This is a genomic window from Azospirillum sp. P4_B5 (assembly GCF_056402275.1).
Genome location: NZ_JBFUHT010000022.1, coordinates 22,905 through 44,762 on the forward strand (window position 1 = coordinate 22,905; position 21,858 = coordinate 44,762).

A 21,858-nucleotide genomic window follows, 5' to 3' on the forward strand; every position below is an offset into this window, starting at 1 on the left:
GCAGTCGTCCGTCTGGGTCGGCAAATCGCCGGGAAGAATCCGGAGCGATTTCGACTTTCGGACTATGACCCTGATTTTGCCCGGTTGGGCGAAGCCGGGGATCGACCGCTGACGACAGGCGTATTACAATTCAGCTTCTCATCCTCCGCCAAATCGATAATCCTCATTGCCGACATAAGCAGGATTTATGGCGATGGGATTTCCCCCGATGACGGCGCGCGACCTGGAACGGCTCGGCCACCAGCTCGACTGGAACCTGCTGCGCACCTTCATGGTGATCGTGCAGGAGCAGGGGCTGACCCGCGCGGCGCAGCGTCTCGGGCTGACCCAGCCGGCGGTGTCCCAGGCCCTGAAGCGGCTGGAGGACCAGATCGGCCGCAGCCTGATCGAGCGTGGGCAGGGCCGTTTCCGCGTGACCGAGGCGGGCGAGATCATCTACGCCGAGGTGCTGGAGATCTACGGCAACATCTCCCGCTTCGCCGTCCTGATGCGCGACATCCGCGAGGAGATTTCCGGCCACATCCGAATCCTGCTGGCAAGCCGGATCCAGTCGCTGCTGTTCGACGCCCTGCTGGAGCGCTTCCACGCCACCCACCCCCAAGTCACCTTCCGGCTGGACGTGATGGCGAGCGCCGACGTCCACATGGCGATCCAGCAGAAGACCGGCTCGCTCGGCCTCTGCCTGATGCGTGAGCCGCCGCCGCTGGTCGAGCACGCCCTGTTCGCCCGCCAGATCTACCGTCTCTATTGCGGGCCGCGGCACCATCTGTTCGGCCGCACCGGCCTGACGCTGAGCGATCTGCGCAGCGAGGGGTTCGTCTCCTTCACCTCCGACCAGATCGGCGGCGTGCTGTCGCCGCTGGCCGTCTTCCGTGCGCAGGAGGGGATCGAGAGCCGGATCGTCGGCGCCTCGGTCAATCTGGACGAGGTGCGGCGCATGATCTCCGTCGGGCTGGGCATCGGGCCGCTGCCCCGCCATGTGGCGGAGCGCGACGTGCGCGACGGGCTGCTCTGGCCCCTGCCGCCGGAGGAGGGGGTGGCGCCGGTGGACATCCACCTGCTGTGGAACCCTGCCTCCAAGATGAACCGGGCGGAACGCGCCTTCATCGAGCATTGCCGCGCCGCCATCGCCGGCATCCCTCTCGACCTGCGTTTCGATCCGGCGGCGGTGAGCGAGTGGATCGACCGCCAGTTTGGCGGCGACTGATCCTTCCGCGTTTTCGAAGTCCCGTTTCTGATGTCCCTAAGGGGCGTGCGCCGTCATCCAGTGGATGACGAGGCGCGGCGCTTGCGCGCCAGCAAGAGGCCGCAAGCAAAAATTCCCATTCTCTTCCCCGCTCTTTGATAAGCGGAAGATTCCTTTTTGAAAAACAGAGACTTCCTGGAGTCTTCGCAAAGGATCCCGGGAATCTCACAAAAATGCCCCGCCGCCCGCCGTCCTCGAATTGGTAGTAGATGCATATGCCAAAGGGCGAAATCGCCTAAGAACTCATACCAGAAGACAACATCTTAAGAGAGCATTGACATATGGCTAACCTGTACGGACCGAAGACGCTGACGGCCCCCGCTGGTGCGATCGTCATAGCACCGGGCGCCAACATCCAATCCATCGTCAATGGCGCTCCCGCTGGCGCAACCTTCTGGTTGCAGCCGGGCGAGTACCGTCTCCAATCGATCACGCCCAAGGACAACCAGACCTTCATCGGTGCCGAGGGCGCCGTGCTGAACGGGTCGAAGCTGCTGACCGGATTCACCCAGGACAGCGCCGGGCGCTGGGCGGTCGGCGGGCAGACCCAGCAGGGCGAGCGCCGCGCGACGGACGAGGCGACGCCCGGCGCGATGCGCGCCGGCTATCCGGAAACCGTCTATGTCGACGACAAGCCGCTGACCCCCGTTGACGCCCTGTCGAAGCTGAAGGCGGGAACCTTCTACTTCGACTACAACGCCGACAAGATCTATCTGGGCGACAACCCGGCGGGGCACAAGGTGGAGGCCGGGACCACCGCCCACGCCTTCGGCGGCACCGCGGACGGCGTGACGGTCAAGAACCTCGTCATCGAGAAATACACCCCGCCGGCGCAGGAAGGCGCCATCCAGGGCGACGTCAACTGGACCATCCAGGACAACGAGCTGCGGCTGAACTACGCGGTCGGCGCCACGGCGCAGGATGGCAGCAAGTTCATCGGCAACTACGTCCACGACAACGGCGAGATGGGGCTGGGCGGCGCCGGGACCAAGATCCTGGTCGAAGGCAACGAGATCGCGCGCAACGGCGCCTGGTCGGGCATCGACGTGTTCTGGGAGGGCGGCGGCACCAAGTTCGCCTACACCACCGATCTGGTGGTGCGCGGCAACTATTCCCACGACAACACCGGCTTCGGCCTGTGGACCGACATCGACAATGTCGGGACGCTGTACGAGAACAACGTCCTTGTGAACAACAGCGGCGGCGGCATCACCCACGAGATCAGCTACGACGCCGTCATCCGCAACAACGTGATGGTCGGCAACGGCGCCAAGCCGCAGGCCGAGGGCTGGCTGTGGGGCGGGTCGATCCAGATCCAGAACTCGCAGAACGTCGAAGCCTACGGCAACAAGATCGACATCACCGGGGTCAAGGGCGCCAACGGCATCGTGATGATCCAGCAGGACCGCGGCGCCGGAGAGTTCGGGACCTGGACCACGACCAACAACAAGGTCCACGACAACATCGTCGTTTCCAAGGACGGCAACGGCCAGTCGGGCGGCGTGGCCGACCACAACGAAGCCGGCATGCTCAACGGCGGCAACGTGTGGGACAACAACACCTACTACATGCCGGACGGCGACCGCTGGCGCTGGGGCGACTTCCCGGAAGGCGACAGCTGGTCCGCCTACATGAACGCGACCACGCAGGACGAGCATTCGACCCTGTCGCAGGCCTACCCCTCGACCGCCGGCTGGACGACGGTCACCCCGACCGCCCCGACCAATCCGCCGGCCCCCACTCCGACGGACACCACGCCCCCCTCGGTCAAGGTGACCATCGCCGACACCAGCGTGACCAAGGGTGAGGCGCCGCTCGTCACCTTCGCCTTCAGCGAGGCGGTGAAGGGCTTCGCGCTGGCCGACGCCACGGTGAAGGGCGGCACGCTGAGCGGCTTCAAGACGGTGGACGCCTCCACCTACACCGCCGTCTTCACGCCCTCGACCAACACGAAGATCACCGACGCCAACGTGGCGGTGAAGGTGGGCAGCTACACCGATCTCGCCGGCAACGCGGGCAAGGCGGGCGCCTCCGCCGGCTTCGCGGTGGACACGACGACGACCACACCGACCGTCCCGACGACGCCGACGGCCAGCGTCACGACGATCAAGGTCAACGCCTCCGGCGCCGCCGCGGGCGGGGTGAACGCGCATTTCAAGGTGCTGGTGGACGGCAAGGCCATCGGCGACGCCACGGTCGGCACGGCGGCGAAGGACTACAGCTTCTCCACCACGCTGACCGCCGGACAGCCGCACAAGGTTCAGATCCAGTACGACAACGACGGCTTCGTGAACGGCCAGGACCGCAACCTGTTCGTCAACAAGATCACCATCAACGGCACCGCCCACAACCCGACCGACGGGATCGTCACCTACGACAAGGGGGCGCTGGACGGCAAGGACGTGGTCAAGGGCCAATCGTCGATGTGGTGGGGCGGCACGCTGGTGGTCGACGCCCCGGCCAAGGAGTTCCCTGCGGGCGGCACGCTGCCGCAGAGCGGTCCCAGCAGCACGACGATCACCGTCAACGCCTCCGGCGCCGCGGCCGGCGGGGTGAACGCCCACTTCAACCTGCTGGTCGACGGCCAGAAGGTCGGGGAGGGCGTGGCCGGCACCTCGGCCAAGGACTACAGCTTCACCACCAGCCTGAGCGCCGATCAGGCGCACAAGGTGCAGATCCAGTACGACAACGACGCGGTGGTGAACGGCCAGGACCGCTCGCTGATCGTCAACAAGGTCACGATCAACGGCAAGGCGGTCGCGCCCACCGACGGCATCGTCACCTACGACAAGGGTGCCTTGGACGGCAAGGACGTGGTCAAGGGCCAAGCCGGCCTGTGGTGGAACGGCACGCTGGTGGTGGACGCCGACAAGGGCTTCTTCCCCTCGGCCACCCCGGTCGGCGAGGCCACGCCCCTGGCGGTCGACGCCGGGACGGACAGCGTGTGGAGCCATGTCGCGGCCCAGCAGGCGGCCGCCGCCCCTGCGGCTGTGGCCGACGCGGTGGCGGTGGCGAACAGCGTGTACGGGGCCATGCCGGTCGATGCCGGCTATGATCCGCTGTTCGACCACGTTGACCCGTCGCTGCTGAGCCACGCGGCGTAACGCGGCTTCGGCTGAGGTAGGAAGAGAGGGCGGGTGCTGCGCGCGCCCGCCCTTTTCTTACGCCGGTGCCGGCGTGTAGAGGTCCGGCGTGATCCGGCAGCTCGCGAAATCCTGGGCGCGCGCGTGGGCGGCGCGACTCATGGCGCGCAGGCGGGGGCGGTCCTGGTCCAGGGTCACGATGGCGTCGGCCAGACCGTCGATCACCTCCGCCGCCGCGCGCCCGCGGCAGGGAACGGCGAAGCCGCAGGAGGAATCGATCATGATCCCCGAACCGCCGAGATCGAGGCAGATCACCGGCTGCGCGTTGGCGAGCGCCTCCATGATGACGTTGGCGGCGGAGTCGTGCAGGCTGGGGAACAACAGCGCGTCGGCGCTGCGCAGCGTGGCCAGATAGTCGGGCTGCGACAGCCACTCGATGAAATCGACATGCTCGGCGATGCCCAGCCGGTCGGCGAGGTTCTTCCACTCCTCCGACTGCGGCCCGCTGCCGATCATCTGGAGCCGTGCCCGCGCGCCTTTCTCCAGCGCCCTGGCCAATGCCGTCAGCGCGTAGTAGCCGCCCTTCCAGTAAAGGAAGCGGCCGGAGAACAGCAGTTTCAGCGGCGCCCCGGAATCGCCGCCGGTCTCCGCTTTCATCTCCGCCTTCGGGGGCGCGAAGCGGTCGGGCAGGAGGGAGCAGCCGAAATGCTGGCGGGCCTTGTGGCGGTCCCCGGCGGGAAGGACGTGCCGGCTCTCATGGGTCTTCACGTAGATCATGTTGTAGCGGCGGTAGGTCAGGCGCAGGAAGGGGTCGATGCGCGTCATGGCGATGGCGGTGTTGCGGACCAGCTCCGTCGCGATGGCCTTCCAGCCCAGCGGGCGGATCAGCGGCCAGGGCGCCCGCTCGCCGCCGCCGACCGGGCCGATCACCGACAGGGGCGCCAGCCCGCCGCAGAAGGCGGGGAAGCGGATGCCGCCGATGGTCACGTTGTGGATGATGTCGAAGGGCTGCCGGCGCACCAGCTCCTTCACCACCGCCCGGCAGCGCCATTGCCACGCGATGTAGGAGAGCTGGAACCGCGTCTTGCTGTCGTGGTGCGCCATGGTGTCGGGGCGGTCGATGAACACGAAGTCGTCCGGTTCGAAGGCGGTTTCGCCGCGTGCGATCTTGCCCAGGATCTTCGGGCGCAGGCGCCCCTGCGTCACCACTTTCACGCGACAGCCCGACCGCTTCAGCCCCTCGCCCCAGTTCCAGCCGTTGGCGGATTCCGACCCGCTGTCCGGCTCGAAGGCGAAGGCCACCAGAAGAATCGACTTTCCGGCATTGGCGGATTCGCCGGCGAACGGTTCGCTCATCGTTCATCCTCCCTCATGAATGCGGCAGCGGGGACCGGTTTTCGAGTTCGTGGCGGTAGATCAGGCCGGCGGCGATGCCGACGCCGAACAGGACCCAGAACCAGATGCCCAGCATCGGCCCCTCCAGCGTCACGTCGAAGGAGGCGTTGATGACGATGGACAGCCAGTAGCAGAAGAGGAAGACGAACAGCCGCGCCCAGGCGCGGTCGCCGTTGCGGCGGGCCAGCAGGAAGGCGCGCATCATGAAGACCGACCAACTTCCCAGCAGCGCCGCCCACAGGACGAAGCCGGGCACCCCGGCGCGGGCGAGGATCGTCATGTGGGCGTTGTGCGGGCTGCGCAGCACCTGCCCGTCCTCGGCATCGACCACCTGGAAGCCGTCGTCGTCGGCCAGATTGATGCCGAAGCCCTTGCCGTCCCAGAAATGGTCGCCCTGCACGGTGTAGCCGATGATCTTGTCCCACCACATGATGCGCCATTGCTTGGTGCCGTCGAGCGTGGCGGTGTCGGTGGTCCCCATGATGCTCATCACGTTGGTGACGAGCTGGTCGACCGACAGCTTCCGCGACGAGACCTCGATCTCCAGGTTCAGCACCAGCGCCACGATGACGGTGACCGCGGCGATGCCCAACAGCGGGGCGAGTTGCCGGCTGCGCGGCACCAGGGCCAGCGCGATGGCCAGCGGCACGACGATGGCGAGCATGCCGCCGCGGCTGTGCGCGGCGACCAGCGCCATGCCGAACACCAGCATCGCCAGTTGCAGCGGATTCAGGCGGCGGAAGCCCAGCAGCACGAACAGGGCGACGCCCGCGAAATGAACGCCGACCTCGCCGGGGCGCAGGCTGATGAAGGGGACTCCGTAGCGCGGCCAAGTGGGAATCTGCGCGTTCAGAAGCTGGAACAGCGGGTAGACGACCGGCATGACCGTGACGAAGAACACCGCAAAGCCGCCATAGGCCAACACGAGGCGGCGCAGCCGTTCCGGCTCGTCGTACAGCAGGGCGATGACGACGAAGGCGAGCAGACCGTACATCACGATCACGCTGTCGCGCAGCGCGTCGAAGCTGTAGGTGCCGAAGTAGGGCAGCGTGCGCGCCAGCACCCAGACGATCAGGATCGCCAGCAGCGTTCCCGGCAGGCTGGAGACCGTGGCAAAGACTCCGCCGGTGCGCAGCATGACGAGCAGGCCGGAGAGCAGCAGCACCTCGCCGATGAACAGCGGCGGCGCCCCGATGTAGGCGAAGCCGCGCCCGGCCAGGGAATAGCCCAGCAGGACGACCATCAGGAAGGTCAGGTAGTGGTCCGCGGCGCGGGTCCGGCTGCGCTTCGGCGTGGCGAGGACGGCGCTCATGACGAGCGTCCGTAGGCGGCGGCGCGCAGCCGGGCGGCGATCCGACCCCAGTCACCGATCGCCACCACCATGCGGTGGGCGTTGGCCGCCATGCTCTGCCAGGCGCCGGGCCCGGTCCGCTCGGCGCGCGTCAGCGCGTCGGCCACCGCTTCCGCCGTCAGGGCCGACACGCCGAAGCCGGCGCCGTGGCCCTCCACATAGGGGACGAGGCCGGTCTCCCGCGTCACGATCAGCGGCAGGCCGGACAGGGCGGCCTCCAGGCAGCCGGTCGGCATCACGTCGTAGCGCGAGGTCAGCGTGAAATAGTGCCAGCCCGCCATCATCGCCGCCTTCTCCGCCCCGAAGACCGGGCCGTGGATGCGGATGAGGGTGCCGAGGCCGTGGGCGTTCGCCCGCCGTTCCAGCTCGGCGCGGGCGGGGCCGGACCCGGCCAGTTCCAGCACTCCGCGCCCGCCGGCGCGGCGGTAGGCGGCGAAGCCGTCGATCAGCAGGTCCACGCCCTTGTGGTCGATCTCGTAGCGCGCGCAATAGCCGAAGGTCAGCCGGTCGCCGTCCGGCGCTGCGCGTGGAACGGCGGTGGGAAGGCCGCCGCGCCGCGCCGACCAGGCGGTGTTGGGCAACAGGCGCACGGCGGCGGCGGGGGCCACCCGGCGGACGATGGCGGCCTCCTCCTCGGTGATGGCGTGGACGAAGCGGGCGCGGGCGAAGGCCGGGCCGTCGAAGAGGCGCAGCCACGCGGCGGGCAGACGGCGGCGCACCCGGCCCGTGATGTCGTAGACATGGGAGCACTGGCCGTGCAGCGTCACGCCATAGGCGACGCCACGCCGGTGCAGCCCGCGGGCGAGCGCCGCGAACAGCGGCTTCACCGCGCCATGGATGTGCACCACCGTGTCCGGCCCGGCGCGGTCGAGCAGGCGGTCGAGAGTCGCGTCCGCGATGGTCAGCGACCGCCCGGACAGCCGCGGCCCGCCGAGGGGGAAGCGCTGCGCCGGGCAGTCCGCCGGGATGCCGGTCAGGGCGTCCGGATCGTCGGAGAACAGGCACAGCCGCGCGTTGTCGCCCATGGCGCGCTGTTCGGCGATCAGGCTGCGCACCACATTGTGCAGCCCGTTCGCCGCGGAGGGGTGGGCGATGGCCGGCTGGATCACGACGTGCCGGAGGTCGAGCGGGCGCAGCCGGGACTCCTCGACGGGGAATGCGGCGCTGCCGTCAGCGGGCGACATGGGCGGTCCTCGTCTTGGAGAGGTAGTAGTGGGCGGCGCCGACGCGCAGCAGGCTGGAGAACAGCAGGGCCATGCACACCCCGGCGACGCCGTACATCGCCGCCAGCGGGCCGACCACGGCGAACACCGCCAGCGTCCCGGTGACGTTCACCACCAGCGCGAACTGGCTGCGCTGCACGCCGTAGAAGTAGGAGCAGACCATCTCCGCCAGATAGCCGGCCAGCGCCCCGATGGAGAGCAGGCGCAGCGGCCAGTCCTGGTCGGCGTAGGGCGACATGGCGCCGTAGACGACGTTCAGCATCTGGTGCGGGATCAGCAGGCCGAGGCTGTAATAGACCAGCAGCGGCGCCGCCCCGATGACGACGTAACCGCGGATCGCCAGCCACGCCTGCTCGTCCGGATGGAGGCCGCCGGCTCCTGTGGACAGGGTGCTGCGCCCGCGTGCGGCGATCTGGGGGACGAGGTTGCCCATGCCGATGATGATCGGGTTGGCGATGTTCACCAGATTGACCACCGCCTGGAACGCCGCGGTCGACGCCATGCCGTCCATCGCCGCCATCAGCCAGACGAGGCTCTGCACCCGCAGCATCAGGAACAGGTTGTTGGCGAGCGCCCAATGCCCGATCGACCAGAAGCGGCGGACGATCGCCGGCAGGTCCGACAGGCCGCCGAAGCGGGGGCGCAGGATCGCGAAATGGACGACCGCTCCGGCCAGCGCCGGACCGGTCATGGCGATGAACACCCGCTCCAGCGTCAGATGGCCGCCCAGCGCCATCAGGTTCAGAACGGCGATCTGGCCCAGATAGGTGACGCTGTCGCCCCACAGGGCCTTGTCATGCTTCAGCCCGGACATCAGCCCGCGCCGCCCGATCTCCTGCACCTGCCAGACGATGAAGTAGAGCACGGCGGGGCCGACCAGTTCCGGCATGCCAAGCCCGTACCCGACCAGCGCCAGGATGCCGGACAGCGGCAGGATCGAACCGGTGGTCATCAGGACGGCGCGGCCCGCCAGGGACCGGCGTTCGGCGGGGTCCAGCACCGCGCCTTCCACCGACAGCGGGTACTGGATCAGGCTGACATTGACGACCTGGAGCGCCAGCAGCACCGAGAGGAAGAAGACGAAGGTCCCATATTCCTCCGACGAAAAGGTCCGGGCGAGCTGGATGTTGATGGCGAACATGCCCAGGCTGACCACGCCCTGGTCGGCGAGGGTCCAGAAGCTGCGGACGAGTGACGCCGGGATCATCGTCATGCGCTGCCGACCCGCGTCGTCTCGGTGGGGAGGGAAGCAGGTTGCCGGTCATCGTTGACGGGCCGCGCGGCAACGGGAGCGGTGCGCGGCACGTCGCGGTAGGCCCAGCGCAGATAGTCCGCGGTCAGCGCCATGCCGTCCTCGAAGGTGAAGCGCGGCTCGTAGCCGAGCAGGCGGCGCGCCTTGGTCAGGTCGATGAGCGCCTTGGCCTGATAGAGCGCCAGCTTCTGCGCGTCGGGCAGCCAGAGCTGGTTGCGGCTCGCCTTCTTCTTCAGGAAGTAATGCACCATCACGAGATGGCGCAGCCGCGGCGGCAGGCTGTCGAACCCGCCCTGGAGAAGCCTGCGGGCCGGACGCCAGCGCACGATGATCTGGATGATCTTCTTCGGGTCCTGAAGCACCATGGCGATGTCGCGCCGCAGGCTCTTCATCTCCTTGCGGATGGTCTCGGCCGGCTGGAAGCGCAGGCTGTCCACGCCCAGCGCCTCCTGGAAGCGCCCGAAGACGGCGGCCCAGGGCGGGGCGTCGGGGCCGGAGATCACGAAGCGCTCCCCGATGGCCTGCGGGCTGCGCGTCGCCGCGATCATCGCGTCCACCAGATCGTCGATGTAGACGGCGTTGCACAGCCCGCTCTCCTGCGGCAGCACCACCGTGCCGCTCAGCAGCATCTCGGCGGGGGCGTTCGTCCAGGGCTTGCAGAAGGGGCCGTAGACGATGGAGGGCTGGAGCACCACCCCCGGCAGGCCGCGCTTGCGCGCCGCGTCGAGCACCATCGCCTCCAGGTCGAGCTTGTTCTGGACGTAGCTCCAGGCCCGGTCACCGTCGCGCGTCTCCTCCGACAGCGGGCCGTCGGGCAGCGGCTCGTAGACCGAGAAGGTGCTGAGATGGACGAAGCTCTCCACCCCGTTGGCGAGGCTGGCGTCGATCAGTGCGGTCATCCCGTCGATGTTCTGGCGGCGCGACCGCACGTCGTAGGCGCAGTGGAAGACCCAGTCGGCGCCGGCCACCGCCTTGCCGATGGCCTCGCGATCCAGCAGGTCGGCGCGGATGATCTCCACCGGGAAACGGGCCAGACGCACCGCCTGCGCGATGTCGCGGACGATGCAGCGGACCTTGGCGCCATGCTCCAGGCACAGCCGCTCGACCAGCCGCCCGCCGATGAATCCGGCGGCGCCGGTCACCACCACGGTGGGACCGTCTGTGCGGGGAGCGGCGGCGGGCGCCGGACCGTCGACCCAGGGCAGGGCCAGCGGCTTGCGGCTGGCGTAGCAGCGCTCGATCAACGCGGTGGAGGGCAGGGCGTCGCGCCCGCCGACGGTGGCCGGGCGCCTTTCGCGGATGGCGTCGGCGAAATCCTTCAGCTCCGCCTGGAACAGGTCGCCGAAGATCTGCGGCGGGATGTGGTTGGCCGAGAAGCCGTCATGGACGAAGTCGAGGATCTGCGGCACGTCCGAGGCGATCTGGTTCTCGTAGAGATGGACCTCGACGCTGCCCTTGGTGCCGTAGACGCGGATGGTGTTGCGCAGGGCGCGGGTGCGGCTCAGCTCCAGCGTTCCGGTGGCGCCGGACGCCATGGTCAGGGACAGCCGGCAATCGGACTCCAGCCCGCCGTGGCTGTCGTCGCTGTAGTCGACCTCCGCCGCCTCCCCGAACCACCACAGCAGCAAATCCAGCGTGTGCGACCCGGTGTCGAGCAGGACGCCGCCGCCGGCCCCGTCGCGGCGCAGCATGGCCGGCGAACTGATGCCCCAGTTGTAGACGAAGCCTTCCCGCGCCTCGAAGCGCAGGATGCGGCCGAGCTGGCCGGAGTCCACCAGCGCCTTCAGCCAGCGGACGCCGTTGACGTAGCGGCGCATCAGCCCGACCGCGAGCGCCAATCGACGCTCCTCCGCCGTCCGCACCATGCGTTCGGCGTCGGCCAGCGTGACGGCCAGCGGCTTTTCCATGAAGACGTGCTTCCCGGCCTCCAGCAGGCTGTGGCCGACCGGCGCGTGGAGCATCGGCGGGGCCGCCACCAGCGCCGCGTCGAACCGGTCCGCCGCCTCCCGCCAGTCGGCCACGGCGATGGGGGCGCGGTTGCGGCCGAGCATGGTCTGCACCGCCTCCAGCCGCTCCGGCGAGGGATCGACGAGCACGCTCGGCCGCCAGCCCAGGCGGAGCAGCGCCGGCAACAGGTGATGGCTCACGATGCTGCCGCAGCCGATGATGGCAAGCCGCGGGAACTCGGCGTTGGTCATGGAATCCTCACTTTTGGGATTGCCTTCGCGTGGGCGCCGTCCGTCGGCGCCGTCAATGCCGCGCGGGCGCGTGCAGGGCGTAGTAGTAGGCGTCGTCCTTGTGGCCGTACTTGACGTGCTTGGACGCGACGACCCGCGACAGCACGACGCCGCCGACCGCGCTGTCGACCGACTTCAGCTTGTTGAAACCGGCCATCACGGTGTCCAGCGGGGTGTGCTGCCAGCGGACGACGTAGATCACGCTGTCGGCCAGGAAGGACAGGGCCAGCGCGTCGGAGAACAGCATCACCGGGGCTGAGTCGATCACCACCACATCGTAATTGTGGCGCGCCCATGCGATCAGGTCGCTCATCGCCTGGGAGCTGATGCGGTCGTGCGCGTCGGGGGTGCCGATGGTGTTTCCCAGAACGCTGAGGTTGGCGGACTCCTGGTGGATCAGGTCGTCGATGCCGACGCGACCGTCCAGCAGGTCGGCGACGCTGCCCCGCGGCTGGTAGCCCAGCAGCGTCGCGATGGAGGGGCGGCGGAAGTCCGCGTCGATCAGCAGCGTGTTCAGCCCAAGCCCGGACAGCGACCGCGCCAGATTGGCCGCCAGCACCGACTTTCCTTCCTTGGGGATGGAGGAGGTGACGAGCAGCACCTTGGGCGGCGTTCCCCGCTTGCGCGGCATGCAGGCCATGGTGCGCACCGTCTGGATCGCTTCGCGGAAGGCGCCGATCTCGCGGGCGCGGCGGCTGTCGGGGTGGAGGGGCAGGTTCCAGGCCGCCTCGTTGCGGGGAAGCGACGGGACCATGCCGAGACAGGGCACGCCGGTCGCCCGCTCCACCTGGGTCGGCGTGCGCAGGCCGGAGCTGAGCCGCTCCAGCAGCAGCACCAGCGCCACCGCCAGCGCCGTGGAACCGACCAGCCCGACGCCCAGCGACATGCGCAGCTGCGGGAAGGCCGGGCGGATCGGCGGCAGGGCCGGAGCGCTGAGATGCGCGTCCAACGCGCCGGAGTTCTTCAGCGCCATCGTCTGCTCGTAGCGTTCGGCGAGGCTGCGATAGAGCGTGCGGTGCGCGTCGGCGGAGCGTTCCAGGTCGCGGAGCTGGATGCCGGTCGCCTCGATGCCTTTCTGCTGCTCCTGCAGGTCGGCGATGCTCTTCAACAAGGTGGCCTCGCGGATGCGCGCGACCTCCAGATCGGCGTCCAGTCCCTTCTGGATCTTGCCCACCTCGTCGCGGATGCGCGCCTTCAGCTCGCCGATGCCGCGGCGGAGATTCACGATGTCCTGGTGCTTGTCGCCATAGACCTGCTGGAGTTCGGCCAGCCGGCGCTCCAGCATCGCCTCCGCCTCGCGCAGCTTCTGGATCAGCGGGGAGGCCAGCACCTCCGGGATCGCCGCGGCGTTGTTGGCGGCGGTCTGGTCGCGGGCCTGGCGCACGCGCGCCTCGGCCGCCGCCTTCTGCGCCTGCGCAGCGGTCAGCTGGGTGGCGATTTCGTTCATCTGCTGCTGGACCATGTTGCGCCCGTCGGGCGGCAGTTCCAGCAGGCTGTTCTCCTTGCGGAAGCTGCGGATGGCCTCCTCGGCGCCGCGCACCGCCTCGCGCGCTTCGATGAGCCGCCCGCCGAGCCACTGGTTGACCCGCTCGGTCATGCCGCGGTTCATTTCCGTCCGGTAGTCCAGATAGGCTTGGCCGAACGCGTTGGCGATGGCGGCGGCCTTGGCGGGATCGACCGACGACGCCTCGATGATGATGGTGAAGGAGCGGTCGTCGTTGCGCGCCTCGATCCGGCGCAGCAGCGTGTCGATGGTCAGCAGGCGGGCCTGATCCGGGTCGCGGGCGATGGGGCTTTCATCGGCGCGGAACAGGGCGGTCGCCTGCTGCACGACCCGGCGCAGCACGTCGTTGCCTTCCGGCGGCAGCGCGCCGACACCGGCCTTGGTAACTCGTTTCAGCCAGTGATCGTCCGCGCCGTCCGGCGCCTTGAGCGTCGGGTTGAATTCGGGGTCGGTGAGCAGGCCCAGCTTTTCCACCACCCGTTCCGCCAGGGCGCGCGAACCGACGATGGAGACCTCGCTGCGCACCGCCGGCGCCTCGGGCGTCAGGTTGGACACCACCGACTTGAACTCCGCCAGTTCGACCCGCCGGGAATCGAGCTGCACCATCGCGGTGGCGCGGTACATCGGCTTCAGCGACTGCATGACGTAAGTGATGGTCGCCGTCCCCAGCAGAATGACGGCGAGCAGCAGCAGCTTGCGCCGCCACAGCACGGCCAGCGTGGCGAAGACGGTCGCCTCCTGGCGGCCGCGGACGTCGGAGGAGTCCCCGGCGGCCGATTGCAGAAGACTGTCCGGAAGGACGCTGGTGTGCGCTTCGTGGCCTGGAAGCGTTCCGCCTTTGCCGATCGAAGAATTCACGTCGTCGCCCCTTTCGTCTTGCTGGCTGGCGGTCCGTCCCGGGATCGGCGTGGCGGGTGGCTGCAGAAGGACGCGTTGCGGCCTTCTTGTTTTCCTTGGAGATAACCGAGAATTCGGGTGTCTTTTAATGACCGGGGCCGAATGGACGCGCCAAATGGACAGTGATGTTCCGCTGCTGAAACCGTTGCCGGACAGACTTCGAGTACCGTGAATGGCGCCGCGCAACAATTGAAAAAAAGAAGGCCCATCCGTCTCTGTGCTTACGCCAGCGACCGTCATAAATAATCATATCCGATACCCCGTCCGCGTGTTTGACGGTCAACTCCGCGCCGGTCACAGTTTGCCGGGTGCAGCGGGGCCGGTTCAGGCTTCGAAACGACGCACAATTCCAGACATGACCATGCATTCCCGCGTAAAGGGCCGAGCTATGGTCTGTATCGCATGGCGATGTGCTGTGGATCGTCGGCGAATTTTAAAATAATCACGGAAGCGGTTTGGCGCGATGTCTCCGCGATTTACCGCATCCCGGTCGAATCCCCCGGTCAAACTCCATGGAGAGGCTCAATGACGTCCACGACTGAGCGCGTTCTTGTGACAGGTGGCGCCGGGTTCATCGGATCCCACCTGTGCGAGCGTCTTCTGGCCGCCGGGAAAGAGGTCCTGTGCGTCGACAACTATTTCACGGGCGCGCGTTCGAACATTGCGCATCTGCTGGACAACCCGAAGTTCGAGGCGGTGCGCCACGACATCACCTTCCCCCTCTACGTCGAGGTGGACGAGATCTACAACCTCGCCTGCCCGGCCTCGCCGGTGCATTACCAGTTCGATCCGGTGCAGACGACCAAGACGTCGGTGCACGGCGCCATCAACATGCTGGGGCTGGCCAAGCGGGTGAAGGCGACGATCCTCCAGGCCTCGACCAGCGAGGTGTACGGCGATCCCTTCGTCCACCCGCAGCGTGAGGACTATTGGGGCAACGTGAATCCCATCGGTCCGCGCGCCTGCTACGACGAGGGCAAGCGCTGCGCCGAGACGCTGTTCTTCGACTACAACCGGCAGCACAAGGTCCCGATCAAGGTCGCGCGCATCTTCAACACCTACGGGCCGCGCATGAATCCGAACGACGGGCGCGTGGTGTCGAACTTCATCGTCCAGGCGCTCAAGGGCGATCCGATCACGATCTACGGCGACGGGTCGCAGACGCGGTCTTTCTGCTACGTCGACGATCTGGTCGAGGGGCTGCACCGGCTGATGGAGACGGACGGGACGGTGACCGGCCCGATCAACCTGGGCAACCCCGGCGAGTTCACCATTCTGGAACTGGCGGAGACCGTCATCCGGATGACCGGATCGCGCTCCCGGGTCGAGCGGCACCCGTTGCCCCAGGATGATCCGCGGCAGCGCAAGCCGGACATCACCAAGGCCCACGCCTACCTGAAATGGATGCCGCACGTGCCGCTCGAAGAGGGGCTGGAGCGCACCATCGCCTATTTCGCCAAGACCTATTTCTGAGCGCGGCGACGCAGCCGGCAGCGCCGCCGCATCGCTGGGGTGCGGCGGCAGGGAATGGGCCAACAGGGAACGGCGGATGTTCGAACTCCCTTCACGAGACAGCTCGGCAAAGCCGGACTACGGCGCGCGCGTGGGGATGGCCTTTCAAGGCCCGCGCCCGGACTCCGTCTCGCCGGTCGCCGCGGCGGCCTCCGCCCCCGCCCTGCTGTGCGGGCTGGTGGCCGCGGACGCGCTTGTGGTCGTCGGGACGGGGCTGGCGGCGGAGGGCATCGCCGCCCGTTTGCTGCGGGCCGCTCCCGCCGACCCGGCCCTGTTCACAGACGCCGTTCATGCTTTCGCGGGCGTTTTCAACGCCGCGGTCGGCCCGCTGGCCGTGCTGTCGCTGATGTGTTTCTACAGCGCGGGCTGTTACCGCAACCTGCGTCCCAAGGCGATGCGGCGGACCATCGGTTCGCACGCCGGGCCGCTGTTCGGGGCCTGGACGGCGGCCTTCCTGGTGCTCGTCCTCATGCTCGGCGTGACGGGGGACCTGCGGCGGCTGGACACGGCGGCGGCGGGGACGCTGTGGCTGTGGTACGGGCTCGGTCTGTTCGGGCTGACCGCGCTGCGCAGCCTGTTCCTCCGGCTGGCGCGCGACTGGAATCTGGCCGGCGGTTTGCGGCAGCGGACCCTGCTGGTCGGCACCAACGATCTGGCTCTCGAATGGCTGGACCGCCTCCAGCGCACGGAAGGGGCGGCTTACCAAGTGGTCGGCGCGGTGTCCACCGCGGCGGACCGACCGTCATCCGTGAACGCTCCGCCCCTGGCCACCGCCCGGTTGGCCGGGGTGCCGGTGCTGGGAGGCGTGACCGGGCTGGTCGAACAGGTGCGCAAGAACCGCATCGACCTCGTGGTGGTGGCCCTGCCCTGGAGCGCCGAGGCCGAGATCACCGATATCCTGGAGCGGCTGCGCGTCCTCGCGGTGGACGTCCGCCTGCTGCCGCATCGGCTGATCGCCCGCACCGCGGGCCTGTCGGTCGATGCGACGGCGGGCATTCCGCTGCTGGGCGTCATCCATCACCCGCTGGCCGGCTGGCGTGGCGTGCTGAAGCGGTCGGAGGACCTGCTGATCGGCGGCGCGGCGCTGGCCGCGCTCGCGCCGCTTCTGCTGCTGGCTGCGGCGGCCATCAAGCTGGAAAGCCCCGGCCCGGTGCTGTTCCGCCAGAAGCGCTTCGGCTTCAACAACGAGGAATTCGAAATCTGGAAGTTCCGCACGATGCACACCGACCGCGGCGACCAGTCGGGCGCGCAGCGGACCGTGCGCAACGATCCGCGGGTGACGCGCGTCGGGCGCTTTCTGCGCCGCACGAGCATCGACGAGCTTCCGCAGCTCTTCAACGTCCTGCGCGGCGACATGTCCATCGTCGGGCCTCGGCCCCATCCCGTCGCCATGAAGGCCGGGGACGTGCTGTACCACGAGGCGGTGGAGAACTACGCCTGCCGCCACCGCGTCCGTCCCGGAATCACCGGCTGGGCGCAGGTGAACGGGCTGCGCGGCGAGATCGACAACCTCCACACCGCCGCCCGCCGCGTCGAGCACGACCTCTATTACGTCGACAACTGGTCCCTGGGGCTGGACGCCGAGATCATGGTGCGCACCGCCCTCCTCCTTTTCTGGGACCGCAACGCCTATTGACCGGCGAAAACACCGAAAGAGCAACGAACAACAGTGAAGGAGTTAGACGTCATGTCCGTCGCCCTTGTCACCGGTTCCTGCGGATTGATCGGGTCGGAGAGTTGCCTGCATTTCGGTGCGCTGGGAATGGACGTCGTCGGCATCGACAACGACATGCGGCGCACCTTCTTCGGCGACGAGGCCTCGACCGCGTGGCAGCGCCAGACCCTGGAACAGACGCTGCGCCAGCGCTACCGCCACCACGCCATCGACATCCGCGACGCCGCGGCCATCGACGCGCTGTTCGAGCGGCACGGCTCGGCCATCTCCCTGATCATCCACACGGCGGCCCAGCCCTCGCACGATTGGGCGGCGCGCGACCCGCAGATGGATTTTTCGGTGAACGCCAACGGCACGCTGAACCTGCTGGAGGCGGCGCGGCGGCACTGCCCGGACGCGGTGTTCATCTTCACCTCGACCAACAAGGTTTACGGTGACACGCCGAACCGCCTGCCGCTGGTCGAGACCGAGACGCGCTACGAGATCGACCCGTCCCACCGCTACGCCGGCGGCATCGCCGAGGACATGTCGATCGACGCCACCCTGCACAGCCTGTTCGGCGCCTCCAAGGTGGCCGCCGACGTGCTGGTCCAGGAGTACGGCCGCTATTTCGGCATGAAGACGGTGTGCTTCCGCGGCGGCTGCCTGACCGGGCCGAACCATTCGCCGACGCAGCTTCACGGCTTCCTGGCCTATCTGATGCGCTGCGCCGTCACCGGCACCCGCTACGACGTGATCGGCTACAAGGGCAAGCAGGTCCGCGACAACATCCACAGCAACGACCTGATCGCCGCCTTCCAGGCATTCTACGACGCGCCGCGCAGCGCCGAGGTCTACAACATCGGCGGCGGACGGGCGAGCAACTGCTCCATCCTGGAGGCGGTGGCGCTGTGCGAGGAGATCACCGGGCGCCCGATGGACCTGGCCTTCAAGGAGGCCAACCGCATCGGCGACCACATCTGGTGGGTCAGCTCGCTCGACCGGTTCCGCTCCCATTACCCGTCCTGGGACATCCGGCACGACGTGCGCAACATCCTCACCGACATTCACGACAGCAATCGGCGCCGCTGGCGCGTGGAGGCCGTGGCATGATCGACCATGGGAAAAAGGAAGTGCTCGGCGTCTACGTCAACGCCGTCGATTACGAGGCCGGCGTGCGCGCCATCATCGACGCGGCGGAGCAGCAAAAGCCCTTCGCGGTCAGCGCGCTCGCCGTTCATGGGGTGATGACCGGGGCGCTGGACCCCGAGCACCGTTACCGCCTGAACGCCATCGACCTCGTGACGCCGGACGGCCAGCCGGTGCGCTGGGCGCTGAACCGGCTGCACGGCGCCGCCCTGCCGGACCGCGTCTATGGCCCGAACCTGATGCTGCGCACCTGCGCGGCGGCGGCGGCGAAGGGGCTTCCCATCTACCTCTACGGTGCTACGGCGGGGCTGCTCGACACGCTGACCACGGCGCTGACGGAGCGCTTCCCCGGCCTGATCATCGCCGGCGCCCGTCCGTCCGCCTTCCGCACCCTGAGCGCCGAGGAACGCGCGGCGGTGGACCGCGAGATCATCGAGTCCGGCGCGCGGATCGTCTTCGTCGGGCTGGGCTGCCCGCGCCAGGAGACCTGGGTCTACGAGCACAAGGCGGCGCTGTCGATGCCGCTGATCGCGGTCGGGGCCGCCTTCGACTTCATCGCCGGGAAACAACCGCAGGCGCCGATGTGGATGCAGAATTCCGGCCTGGAATGGCTGTTCCGGCTGTCCACCGAACCGCGGCGGCTGTGGCGGCGCTACGTCATGCTGAATCCGGCTTTCCTGTTCCTGCTGGCTTGCCAGGCGGTGCAGATGCCGCTGGTCCGCAGCGGCCAGGCGCGCCGTCCGAAAGGAGAGCTTCGATTTGGTTAGACGGTGATGGTTGTTTGGTGGTTGCCAAAGAGAAGCGCCGTTATTAAAAATGAAACTCCACCCGATGCTGCCTTCCTCTGTGCCGTTTTTAAAATGAAACGGCCTTGCATCGGCGGATTTTCCTGAACGACCTGGGGACAGCGCCGTGAACCGCGACCGATGCGGTCTGCGCTTCCATGACAGTCGAGGATTCCTGCGATGAGCCTGAAGATCCTGTCGGCGATCGTCGTGCCGCCGCATCTGGCGGTCAGCGGCGCCAGCAAGGCGGCGGAGAAGCTGAGCGTCGCGCTGCAGGCGCACGACCGCATCGACATCGCGAACATGGGCATGGCGAGCCGGGTGCCGATGGACCTCACCAAGCCGGGTGAACGGATCGCGGTGAGGACCTCCAGCCCCTTCGTCGGACTCGATTCCATTCTGCCCAACCGCGCGAAGACCTTGTTCTACCAGTCGAGCATCCCGGCGCTGATCCGCCACGGCTCCTACGATCTGGTGCACATCCACAACCCGATTCCGGCGCTGGAGATGATGCGGGTGGCCCGCGCCTGCGTGGCGAAGGGCGTGCCCTATGTGGTGTCCACCCACGGCTTCGTGGAGATCGGCAACCCGGCGGCCTTCCGGCGCATGGACGCGGCGCGGCGGCTGGCCTGGGACCTGCTGATCGACCGCCCGGTCCGCTACGTGGTCCGCAACGCCGCGGCGATCTGCGCGATCTCGCCCGTCGATCTGCCCATCGTCCGCGGCTTCGGCTTCACGGGGGACGACATCGCCGTCATTCCCTACGGCGTCGATCGCCCAAACGACTGGGGCGCCCCGACCCCGGCGGACCAGGACATCCACCGCAAATTCGGCATCCCGGAGCGGGAGGAGGACGGCGGCCCCGTCACCGCCTTCTTCCTGGCCAACCACACCGCCAACAAGGGGCTGGGCGTGCTGCTCGACGCCTTCGTGGGGCTGTCCACGCCGTTCCGTCTGATCGTCGGCGGCGAGAAGCGCGACTTCGTCGATTACGAGGCGTACCAGCGCCGCTGCGGGCCGGGCCAGACCATCCACCTCACCGGCAATCTGGCCGAGGCGGAGGTCGCCGCCATGTTCCGCCGCTCCGACCTGTTCGTCTTCCCGACCCTGGCCGACACCTTCCCCAACGTGATCCTGGAGGCGATGGCCTTCGGCGTCCCGGTGGTGACGACCCGGGTCGGCGGCATCCCCCACCAGGTCGACGACGGCTGTGCAGTGATCGTCGAGCCGGGCGACCCGCTGGCCCTGCGCGCCGCCGTCGAGCAACTGGCCGCCGACCCCGAGCGGCGGGCGCGGATGGGCCGCCACGGTCGACTGCGCGCCGCCCAGCGCTTCGACTGGGCCGCCGCCGCCGCCGACACCCACCGGCTCTACGACGCGGTGATCCGCCGCCCGGCGGGCGCCGCCGTCCTCAAGGCCGCCTGAACCCCTGCCCATCCGGAAAAAGCCGCAGCAATGGAGAAGAAATCTATGGAAGGCAAGACGCTCGTGACCGGCGGGGCCGGCTTCGTCGGCTGCAATCTGGTCAAGAACCTGCTGGAGGACGGGCGTGACGTCGTCGTCCTGGACGCCCTGCTGCGGCCGGGCAGCGAGCGGAACGCGGCGTGGCTGCAGACCCTCAACGCCGGGTCCCGCCTGACCTTCATGAAGGCCGACGTGCGCGACTTCGCCGCCGTCAAATCCTGCATGGCCGGGGCGGAGGAGGTCTACCACCTCGCCGGGCAGGTCGCGGTGACCTCGTCGCTGGACGACCCGCGCACCGACTTCGACATCAACGCGCTCGGCACCTTCAACGTGCTGGAGGCGGCGCGCCGCATGAAGAACCCACCGAAGGTGGTCTTCACCTCGACCAACAAGGTCTATGGCGGGCTGGAGCATGTGGCGGTGGAGCGGACCGGCAGCCGCTACCGCTTCGTCGACCGCCCGCTCGGCGTTTCGGAGGCGGAACCGCTGGACTTCCATTCACCCTACGGCTGCTCCAAGGGGGCGGCGGACCAGTATGTGCGCGACTACGCCCGCATCTACGACCTGCCGACCGTCGTCTTCCGGATGAGCTGCATCTACGGCCCGCGCCAGTTCGGCAACGAGGACCAGGGCTGGGTCGCGCATTTCATCATCTCGGCGCTGAGCGGGCGGCCCATCCACATCTACGGCGACGGCATGCAGGTGCGCGACGTGCTGTTCGTTGAAGACCTCGTGCGGGCCTTCCGCCTCGCCACCGAGAAGATCGAGGTCAGCCGCGGGCAGGTCTTCAACATCGGCGGCGGGCCGGAGAACACCATCTCGGTCTGGCGCGAGTTCGGGGAGATGCTGTCCACCCTGCGCGGCGCGCCGGTGGAGGCCGACTTCTCCGATTGGCGGCCCGGCGACCAGCCCTGCTACGTCAGCGACATCCGCAAGGCGGAGCAGGTCCTCGGCTGGCGCCCGCAGGTGGACCGCGACACCGGCATCCGCCGCCTGTGGGACTGGGCGGAACACTACCTCGCGCAGAACGGCCTGCCCACGGACCAGAGCCAGTTGGAACCGGGCCGCATCGCCCTCAGCGCGTAACCCGATCCCTGTGCGGTGGA

At 68.3% G+C, this 21,858-nt stretch carries 14 protein-coding genes; 8 read left to right on the plus strand and 6 right to left on the minus strand.

Annotated elements, in window-relative coordinates:
* The first annotated feature begins 208 nt into the window (after positions 1-208).
* Both AC1DVI_RS18070 and AC1DVI_RS18075 read left to right on the plus strand, forming a co-directional pair.
* Positions 209-1,207, plus strand: coding sequence for a LysR family transcriptional regulator (locus AC1DVI_RS18070; RefSeq protein WP_149167294.1), 999 nt, complete (start codon positions 209-211; stop codon positions 1,205-1,207).
* A gap of 320 nt (positions 1,208-1,527) precedes the next feature.
* Positions 1,528-4,350, plus strand: a complete 2,823-nt coding sequence (locus tag AC1DVI_RS18075) for a carbohydrate-binding domain-containing protein (RefSeq protein ID WP_476959137.1) — start codon at positions 1,528-1,530, stop codon at positions 4,348-4,350.
* Positions 4,351-4,407: 57 nt separating this feature from the next.
* Here AC1DVI_RS18075 and AC1DVI_RS18080 read toward each other — a convergent pair whose 3' ends face one another.
* The 6 genes from AC1DVI_RS18080 to AC1DVI_RS18105 are packed head-to-tail and all read right to left on the minus strand — an operon-like array spanning position 4,408 to position 14,149.
* Positions 4,408-5,685 (minus strand): glycosyltransferase family 4 protein, encoded by a 1,278-nt coding sequence (locus tag AC1DVI_RS18080; RefSeq protein ID WP_476959138.1) that lies wholly within the window; start codon positions 5,683-5,685, stop codon positions 4,408-4,410.
* 13 nt (positions 5,686-5,698) lie between these two features.
* On the minus strand, positions 5,699-7,036 hold the full coding sequence (locus tag AC1DVI_RS18085) for an O-antigen ligase family protein (protein WP_476959139.1): 1,338 nt from the start codon (positions 7,034-7,036) through the stop codon (positions 5,699-5,701).
* Entirely contained in the window at positions 7,033-8,259 is a 1,227-nt protein-coding gene (locus tag AC1DVI_RS18090; RefSeq protein ID WP_476959140.1) for a glycosyltransferase family 4 protein, read from the minus strand. Before AC1DVI_RS18090 ends, AC1DVI_RS18085 begins: the two co-directional genes overlap by 4 nt.
* Positions 8,246-9,511: an MATE family efflux transporter gene (locus AC1DVI_RS18095; RefSeq protein ID WP_476959141.1), complete on the minus strand. Its 1,266-nt coding sequence runs from the start codon at positions 9,509-9,511 to the stop codon at positions 8,246-8,248. The genes AC1DVI_RS18090 and AC1DVI_RS18095 overlap by 14 nt, the downstream gene beginning before the upstream one ends.
* Positions 9,508-11,748, minus strand: coding sequence for an NAD-dependent epimerase/dehydratase family protein (locus AC1DVI_RS18100; protein WP_476959142.1), 2,241 nt, complete (start codon positions 11,746-11,748; stop codon positions 9,508-9,510). Before AC1DVI_RS18100 ends, AC1DVI_RS18095 begins: the two co-directional genes overlap by 4 nt.
* Positions 11,749-11,800: 52 nt before the next feature.
* Positions 11,801-14,149, minus strand: a complete 2,349-nt coding sequence (locus AC1DVI_RS18105) for a GumC family protein (protein ID WP_476959143.1) — start codon at positions 14,147-14,149, stop codon at positions 11,801-11,803.
* 564 nt (positions 14,150-14,713) lie between these two features.
* On the opposite strand from AC1DVI_RS18105, the gene AC1DVI_RS18110 reads away from it, so the two are divergent.
* From AC1DVI_RS18110 to AC1DVI_RS18135, 6 genes are all read left to right on the plus strand, one after another.
* Positions 14,714-15,661: a UDP-glucuronic acid decarboxylase family protein gene (locus AC1DVI_RS18110; protein ID WP_035679710.1), complete on the plus strand. Its 948-nt coding sequence runs from the start codon at positions 14,714-14,716 to the stop codon at positions 15,659-15,661.
* Between the two features lie 76 nt (positions 15,662-15,737).
* Positions 15,738-17,336, plus strand: a complete 1,599-nt coding sequence (locus AC1DVI_RS18115) for an undecaprenyl-phosphate glucose phosphotransferase (RefSeq protein ID WP_476959144.1) — start codon at positions 15,738-15,740, stop codon at positions 17,334-17,336.
* Positions 17,337-17,387: 51 nt separating this feature from the next.
* Positions 17,388-18,467, plus strand: coding sequence for an NAD-dependent epimerase/dehydratase family protein (locus AC1DVI_RS18120; RefSeq protein WP_476959145.1), 1,080 nt, complete (start codon positions 17,388-17,390; stop codon positions 18,465-18,467).
* Positions 18,464-19,270 carry a WecB/TagA/CpsF family glycosyltransferase gene (locus tag AC1DVI_RS18125; protein WP_476959146.1) on the plus strand — a complete coding sequence of 269 codons (807 nt, stop codon included), beginning with the start codon at positions 18,464-18,466 and terminating at the stop codon, positions 19,268-19,270. The genes AC1DVI_RS18120 and AC1DVI_RS18125 overlap by 4 nt, the downstream gene beginning before the upstream one ends.
* A 198-nt stretch (positions 19,271-19,468) precedes the next feature.
* Positions 19,469-20,713, plus strand: a complete 1,245-nt coding sequence (locus AC1DVI_RS18130; protein ID WP_476959147.1) for a glycosyltransferase family 4 protein — start codon at positions 19,469-19,471, stop codon at positions 20,711-20,713.
* A gap of 45 nt (positions 20,714-20,758) precedes the next feature.
* A complete protein-coding gene (locus AC1DVI_RS18135) occupies positions 20,759-21,838 on the plus strand; it encodes a GDP-mannose 4,6-dehydratase (RefSeq protein ID WP_476959148.1) in 1,080 nt (359 codons plus the stop codon).
* The last annotated feature ends 20 nt before the right edge of the window (positions 21,839-21,858 follow it).